The organism is Brevibacillus sp. DP1.3A (genome assembly GCF_013284245.2).
Lineage (GTDB): Bacteria > Bacillota > Bacilli > Brevibacillales > Brevibacillaceae > Brevibacillus.
Genome location: NZ_CP085876.1, coordinates 1 through 7,500, shown reverse-complemented (window position 1 = coordinate 7,500; position 7,500 = coordinate 1). Strand labels below are relative to the sequence as shown.

Annotated in this window: 6 protein-coding genes and 10 tRNA genes (1 of these 16 only partly in view); all 16 read right to left on the bottom strand. The window is 47.5% G+C overall.

Annotated features, from left to right (window positions below; genetic code table 11):
• Window positions 1-33 (bottom strand) — tRNA-Gln (locus HP399_RS00080) (it extends 42 nt beyond the left edge of the window).
• Window positions 34-51: 18 nt separating this feature from the next.
• A tRNA-Tyr gene (locus HP399_RS00075) sits at window positions 52-136 on the bottom strand.
• A 47-nt stretch (window positions 137-183) separates the two neighbouring features.
• Window positions 184-259 (bottom strand) — tRNA-Thr (locus tag HP399_RS00070).
• 14 nt (window positions 260-273) lie between these two features.
• A tRNA-Phe gene (locus HP399_RS00065) sits at window positions 274-349 on the bottom strand.
• A gap of 35 nt (window positions 350-384) precedes the next feature.
• A tRNA-Asp gene (locus HP399_RS00060) sits at window positions 385-461 on the bottom strand.
• A gap of 24 nt (window positions 462-485) precedes the next feature.
• Window positions 486-561 (bottom strand) — tRNA-Val (locus HP399_RS00055).
• A gap of 33 nt (window positions 562-594) precedes the next feature.
• Window positions 595-668, bottom strand: a tRNA-Glu gene (locus tag HP399_RS00050).
• Window positions 669-675: 7 nt separating this feature from the next.
• Window positions 676-751 (bottom strand) — tRNA-Asn (locus HP399_RS00045).
• Between the two features lie 17 nt (window positions 752-768).
• Window positions 769-844: transfer RNA gene (locus HP399_RS00040), tRNA-Ala, on the bottom strand.
• Between the two features lie 45 nt (window positions 845-889).
• Window positions 890-966 (bottom strand) — tRNA-Ile (locus HP399_RS00035).
• A gap of 217 nt (window positions 967-1,183) precedes the next feature.
• Entirely contained in the window at window positions 1,184-3,109 is a 1,926-nt protein-coding gene (gene gyrB / locus HP399_RS00030) for a DNA topoisomerase (ATP-hydrolyzing) subunit B (protein ID WP_007720116.1), read from the bottom strand.
• On the bottom strand, window positions 3,109-3,396 hold the full coding sequence (gene remB / locus HP399_RS00025) for an extracellular matrix regulator RemB (RefSeq protein ID WP_007720118.1): 288 nt from the start codon (window positions 3,394-3,396) through the stop codon (window positions 3,109-3,111). The genes gyrB and remB overlap by 1 nt, the downstream gene beginning before the upstream one ends.
• Before the next feature lie 12 nt (window positions 3,397-3,408).
• Entirely contained in the window at window positions 3,409-4,527 is a 1,119-nt protein-coding gene (gene recF / locus HP399_RS00020) for a DNA replication/repair protein RecF (protein WP_012683787.1), read from the bottom strand.
• 16 nt (window positions 4,528-4,543) lie between these two features.
• Complete coding sequence (gene yaaA / locus HP399_RS00015; protein WP_012683786.1) at window positions 4,544-4,759, bottom strand: S4 domain-containing protein YaaA; 216 nt, start codon at window positions 4,757-4,759, stop codon at window positions 4,544-4,546.
• Window positions 4,760-4,791: 32 nt separating this feature from the next.
• Entirely contained in the window at window positions 4,792-5,931 is a 1,140-nt protein-coding gene (gene dnaN / locus HP399_RS00010) for a DNA polymerase III subunit beta (protein ID WP_173620351.1), read from the bottom strand.
• 207 nt (window positions 5,932-6,138) lie between these two features.
• On the bottom strand, window positions 6,139-7,500 hold the full coding sequence (gene dnaA / locus HP399_RS00005; RefSeq protein WP_017246844.1) for a chromosomal replication initiator protein DnaA: 1,362 nt from the start codon (window positions 7,498-7,500) through the stop codon (window positions 6,139-6,141).

Sequence of the window (7,500 nt, the reverse complement as noted above, 5' to 3'; positions counted from 1 at the left end):
AAGTCCGTTGCCTTACCGCTTGGCTATACCCCAATAGCCATGAAGTAAAGATGGTGGGGAGAGACGGATTCGAACCGCCGAACCCGGAGGGAGCAGATTTACAGTCTGCCGTGTTTAGCCACTTCACTATCTCCCCAAGCTTGTCCTTCAAAAGCAAACGTTATTCAACTTTCAAAGAAAAAGTGGTGCCGGCAATAGGACTTGAACCCACAACCCCCTGATTACAAGTCAGGTGCTCTACCAATTGAGCTATACCGGCGTGTTTTGTATAAATGGTGGCTCGGGACGGAATCGAACCGCCGACACGAGGATTTTCAGTCCTCTGCTCTACCGACTGAGCTACCGAGCCTCAAGCGTAATTATTTCGCCATCGCTTGAGAAAAATGGCGGAGCTGACGGGACTCGAACCCGCGACCTCCGGTGTGACAGACCGGCGTGAACTCCAACTTCACCACAGCTCCATGAAAACATTCAGTTGTTAAAAGTGGTGGAGGCTGACGGGATCGAACCGCCGACCCTCTGCTTGTAAGGCAGATGCTCTCCCAGCTGAGCTAAGCCTCCAGGACCCCTGCACTTGCAGGGCATTTTGCTAGGTGACCCGTAGGGGATTCGAACCCCTGTATGACAGCGTGAAAGGCTGCTGTGTTAAACCGCTTCACCAACGGGCCATTTCAATGGCTCCTCGGGACGGACTCGAACCGCCGACCGATCGGTTAACAGCCGATTGCTCTACCAACTGAGCTACCGAGGAATAATCGTATTTTAGAATGGTGGAGCTGAACGGGATCGAACCGATGACCTCCTGCTTGCAAGGCAGGCGCTCTCCCAACTGAGCTACAGCCCCATTCTAGCGCTTTCATGACACAGGTTGTCATATCAGCTATGTAAGTGGTGGGCCTAGGCTGACTCGAACAGCCGACCTCACGCTTATCAGGCGTGCGCTCTAACCAACTGAGCTATAGGCCCTTGATTACTTCCGGAATTTAAATCTAGCATACTTTTTAATTCATTGCAATAGAATTTTTGATTTTTTTTATTGCGTGGGTGAACTTTTTTTGTGAAACGAACTCAACAAAAGCACAATCTATTATAAGTCATGTTCATACTATATTTCAAATGTGTTTTGATATTTTCATTAAGAAAAAGCTTGCCCGGTAAAGGACAAGCTTTTCTTCGTTCCAACTTAAATATCAAGATCGCGTACGTTTGCCGCGTATTGCTCAATAAACTCCCTGCGAGGCTCTACTTCGTCTCCCATCAGTGTCTCAAACACCATATCGGCATCCATAGCATCCTCGAGATCTACCTGAAGCAGTGTACGAACTTCTGGGTCCATCGTAGTCTCCCACAATTGATCCGCGTTCATCTCACCTAGTCCTTTATAGCGTTGGACGTTAGGCTTCGGTTGAGCCTTCAAGGTAGCGAGTACCTGATCACGCTGCTTGTCAGTATAAGCATAATGTAACGTCTTCCCTTGCTTGATGCTGAAAAGAGGCGGCTGCGCAATATAAATATACCCCGCTTCAATCAACTGTTTCATGTAGCGGAAGAAGAACGTCAGCAGAAGCGTACGAATATGCGATCCGTCAACGTCGGCGTCCGTCATAATAACGACTTTGTGGTAGCGTGCCTTTGAAATATCAAAGTCTTCGCCAACACCCGTTCCCAAAGCCGTAATAATGGCACGGATCTCGTTATTCCCGAGAATTTTGTCCAGACGTGCTTTTTCTACGTTCAATACCTTCCCGCGAAGAGGAAGAATGGCTTGGAAATGTCGATCGCGTCCCATCTTCGCAGAACCACCCGCAGAGTCACCCTCTACAATGAACAGTTCAGATTCGGATGCGTCCTTGGAAGAGCAGTCCGCCAGTTTACCCGGCAAAGCACTTACTTCCAGTGCACTCTTGCGACGAGTCATTTCACGTGCTTTACGAGCTGCCTCACGGGCACGAGATGCCATGAGCGCTTTTTCCACAACTTTTTTGGCTACACCCGGGTTTTCTTCCATGAAGGTGTTAAAACGGTCACCGAAGACAGACTCGGTAATGCTACGCGCTTCCGAGTTGCCCAGCTTCGTTTTTGTTTGTCCTTCGAACTGAGGCTCTTGAATTTTTACGGAGATAATCGCGGTAATGCCTTCACGCACATCGTCCCCGGAAAGATTCGGATCCTTTTCCTTCAGGAAGTTAAACTTGCGGCTATAGTCGTTGATAACACGTGTAAGAGCTGTTTTAAATCCGGTTTCGTGAGTACCACCCTCATGTGTGTTGATGTTATTAGCAAAAGAGTAGATGTTGCTCACATAGCTGTCGTTGTACTGAAGGGCAACCTCCACGACAAGACCTTCTTTTTCCCCTTCGCAATAAATCACATCGTCATGCAGGGCTTCCCGGTTTTTATTCAAGTATTCTACGAACTGGATGATACCGCCCTCGTAGTGGAAGGATTCTTCCTTCTCATGATCTGGACGCGCATCTTTCAGCGTGATGCGCAATCCTTTGTTAAGGAACGCCAGCTCGCGAATACGTTTTTGCAAAATCTCGTATTCAAATACCGTTGTTTCGGTAAAAATAGTCGGGTCGGGCTTGAAGGTAACTTTTGTTCCCGTCTCTTCGGTCTCGCCCACAACAGCAAGATCAGCATCCGGTGCGCCTACTTTAAAGCGCATGTAGTATACCTGGTTATTTTGTTTAACCTCGACTTCCATCCATTCCGATAGTGCGTTCACTACCGAGCTACCTACCCCGTGAAGACCGCCGGACACTTTGTATCCGCCACCGCCGAATTTACCACCGGCGTGCAATACAGTCAAAACGGTTTCAACTGTGGATTTCCCAGTCTTTTCATGAATGCCTGTCGGGATTCCTCGACCGTTATCGGTTACAGATACGGAGTTGTCTGGATGAATGACCACCAAGATCTCGTCGCAATAACCAGCCAGCGCCTCGTCAATGGCATTGTCGACAATCTCCCATACCAGGTGATGCAAACCTCGGCTGCTGGTCGACCCGATGTACATGCCGGGACGTTTCCGAACTGCCTCTAACCCTTCCAGTACCTGAATCTGACTCGCATCGTAGTTTGTATCTTTCGTCGTCACTTGATCCACTACTCTGTCAACTCCTCCACTTCAGCTTGTACAAAGGGAAACTGATCCAAGCTGTCCACGAACTGAGCGCGTCGCTTCAGCGTCAGAGAAGAAATAGGTGAACAGTAAATGGCGTTCTGGGTGATTACATAAGACTTCGTTTCTTCCTCGCTATGGTCAACAACTGTCTTACTTTTTTCGAGTAAGAACGCTTTATTGATTTTTGAGGATTTCACAGTCTGATGATCAAGAATGGAAATGACTTCCTTCGTGCTCACCACAGTATCTCCACCAATGTGAATAAACATCCCTGTCTTCCCCTACCTTTCTCCGGAGATTTTCCCTTCCCTCACGTAAAAACGAGAGGCTTGCTGGAGAACCTGATGCTTTAAGCCTTCCACACCTGTGGTACTTACAAACGTCTGTACCCGATCCTGAATGGTTTCGAGCAGCAATGTTTGCCGATGTTCATCCAACTCTGACAAGACATCATCCAACAACAGAACGGGGTATTCTCCCACTTCTTCTTTAATCAGCTCAATTTCAGCTAATTTAATGGACAGCGCACTGGTACGTTGCTGTCCCTGGGAACCATACGTTTGCACATCCATGTTGTTCACTTTAAGTGAAAAATCATCACGGTGTGGCCCAATAAGGGTGCTCCCCCGCATGATTTCCCGGTCGCGAACCTCTTCGTAGGCAGCAAGCATTTTATCTACAGCCTGATCTATCGTCATCTCTTCTGTAACGGGCGATGAGTTTACGTAATGCAAAGAAAGTCTTTCCCTGCCATCGGTAATGCCGGTGTGGATTTCCTGTGCCCACGTCTCCAGCTTCCGAATGAACTCAAAACGCTTCCGTAACAATTTTACCGCTAAATCGGCTAATTGGGTATTCCAAATTGCCAGCATTTCCAGCGAGTTACTTTTTTTCATGGCCAAATCCTTTAAAAGCTGATTTCGCTGGGCCAGCACTTTGTTGTAATTGCTCAAATAATAAAGATACGTAGGTGAAACCTGACCGATTTCCATATCGATGAAGCGTCTGCGCTGGGCAGGTGCGCCTTTGACAATGGAAAGATCCTCGGGTGCAAACATGACGACATTCAATGCCCCCACATAGGCGCTCAGCTTCTGCTGTTCCATTCCGTTGATTTTGGCCCGCTTTCCCTTGGTTGTCAACTGCAGCTCTAAACGAACAGAACCGTAGCGACGAAGAACATCACTACGGATCGTGGCATAATCGGCATCCCAGGAAATAAGCTCCTTGTCGCGGGGCGTTCGATGGGATTTGGCGAGTGCCAAAACATAGATCGATTCGAGAGCATTCGTTTTCCCTTGAGCGTTGTTGCCAATAAACAACTGGATGGGACCGTCAAACGACAGGGACATCGTTTCGTAGTTGCGATAATTGGTTAGCGACAGGTTCTTGAGAAACAAGAATCACGCTCTCCTCTCAGGGGCGTACCACTTGATAGCGACCATAGCCTTCAATCGCCACTTCATCGCCAGGATATAGCTTGCGTCCACGTCTGTTGTCCAGCTCTCCATTGATCTGGATCGGAACCTCAGCCAAAAAAGCTTTGGCCATTCCCCCCGTGTCAATGATTTCAGCCAACTTCAAAAATTGGCCGAGAGCAATATAGTCTGTGCTAATGGAAACCTCACGCATGGCTTGGCTCCTTTCTTTTACGTAAAAACATTTTAGTACGTACGAACTGGCAAAATCAGATGGAGCATCCAGTCATGATCGGTCGGACGAATCACAAATGGACTCATCGGGCCGCTGAAGCTCGCTTTGATTTCCGCGCTATCGATTGCACGCAGCGCATCGATCATGTATTTGGCGTTGAAGGAAATTTTCAATTCTTCGCCATTCATTGCTTTTGGCATCAAAATGTCCGTTACTTTCCCGATCTCAGGTGCATTGGACGTAATTTCGACGGTTCCATCAGGCATTGTAACGAGCTTGACTACGTTCGATTTACCTTCGCGGCTCAACAAGGAAGCACGCTCGATGGATTGCAAAAACTCCTTGGTGCTTACGGTGATCTCCGTTTTGCTTCCTTGAGGAATAATTCTGGTTGTGTCCGGATAGGTTCCTTCCAAGAGACGGGAATAGAACAGGATATGCTTAGACTTCACCAAAATTTGATTGTCCGCAACAACGATATCCGCGAGATTTTGGTCGTCATCTAATATTTTTACCAATTCATTGCAGCTTTTACCCGGAACAACCACGTTATGGAAAGAAAGATCCTCTGGGCATTCGACCATTGCGGTACGGCTAGCCAAGCGATGGCTGTCAGTTGCCACAAAACGCAATTTGCCTTGATCAAGCGACCACATCAAACCGGTCAAGATCGGACGCATTTCGGATGTAGAGACACCAAAAACAGTCTGGCGAATCATTGCCTTCAGTAAATCACAGGGAACACTGAAGACTTTCTCTTCTTCCAGATGCGGTAGCTGTGGATATTCATTGGCATCCATTCCGTTAATGGTGAACTCAGCTTGTCCGGAACGAATTTGGGTTACGAGACGATCATCCACTTGAATATCGATTTCATTGCTTGGCAGCTTGCGCACGATTTCGCTGAAAATACGTGCAGTCAACACAATGCTACCAGGCTGATGTACGGTTACTCCCCATTCTCCGGCTTCTTCAAGCGGGATCTGAACTTCAATAGACACATCAGAATCGCTTGCTGTCAGTGTTAAACCTTCATCGTCGGTTTTGATTTTAATCCCGGTCAAAATTGGAATCGTAGTTCTACTAGAAACAGCTTTGCTAACATGCGATACGGCGTTCGACAGCTTTTCACGCTGAACGGTAATATGCATCGACGTGAGCCTCCCTCTCCGGCGCCATTATTTTTGGTTGGAATCTGCATAATGGCTGCGCCTTTATCATAACTTATTAGGATAGATCTTTTTAACAGAAGTAGTAATAGGGCCTGTGGATTTGTGGATATGTGGACTCAACACGTAAAAGAGAGCCTATACACATGTGGGTAAGTTGTGTATAGGCTTTTTGCGTTATGCACAGGTTTAATGGTTTGCTTTTAATTTTTCAATGAGCGACTGAATGGTTGTTTGCATATGAGGGTCATTTGCCAGTGCACGAGAGATTTTCTCATGGGCATGGATGACTGTCGTATGGTCACGGCCGCCAAATTCATCACCGATTTTCGGCAAGGAGGCATCTGTCAGCTCTCTAGAGAGATACATCGCAATCTGACGTGGGAAAGCGACGGTTTTTGTCCGTTTTTTCGCCTTGAAATCTTCTAGTTTCAGGCTGAACGCTTCTCCGACCGTTCGTTGGATGTCCATAATGGTAATCACGCGTGGGCGGGAGGAAGGAATAATGTCTTTCAGTGCTTCCGCTGCCAGCTGCGTGTCGATATCGCGATTAATCAAGGAGGAGTAGGCAACGACACGAATCAGTGCGCCTTCCAGCTCGCGGATGTTGCTGTCGATCTGGTTGGCGATGTACGCCATTACCTCATTAGGGATATCGAGATTTTCTGCTTTCGCCTTTTTGCGCAAAATCGCAATCCGCGTTTCGAGGTCTGGCGGCTGAATATCAGTAATCAGTCCCCATTCGAAGCGTGAGCGTAGGCGATCCTCCAGTGTCGGGATCTCCTTAGGAGGTCGATCGGAGGAGATAATGATTTGTTTGCTTTCTTCATGCAAGGCATTGAACGTATGGAAAAACTCTTCTTGTGTCGATTCTTTGCCTGCCAAAAACTGAATGTCATCAATTAAAAGAACGTCAACACTCCGGTATTTATTGCGGAATTCGACGGCTTTGTTGTCACGAATAGAGTTGATGAATTCATTGGTGAATTTCTCAGACGACAAATAGACCACTTTCGCCGATGGGTTGTGCTGAATGACATAATGGCCAATTGCATGCATTAAGTGGGTTTTGCCAAGTCCGACTCCTCCATAAATGAAGAGGGGATTGTAAGCTTTCGCAGGAGCTTCAGCAACCGCAAGCGATGCGGCGTGAGCGAATCGATTCCCTGAGCCGATGACAAACGTGTCAAAGGTGTATTTGGGATTTAAGATACTGGGTGGCTGGTCATCCGCGACTGTTGGCGGTTCGCTCATTTTCACCCGTGGGGCAGGTTGTTCGTCGGCAAAAGCCGCATCAGGATTTTGCATCGCGACGAACTTTACTTTCATATTGATACCTGTCACTTCATATAGTGTATCGGTAATCAGTTGTGCGTACCTGGTTTCTAGCCAATCACGAGCAAAGTCGTTTGGTGCGACGACGATCAGTGCATCCTCTTCTAATGTAGTTGCCTTTGTCGCCTTCAGCCAGGTATCAAAACTGGGTTTGCTTAGCGATTTTTCTATCTTGGCGAGTACTTTGCGCCATAGTTCGCTAATCGCTGCATCCAA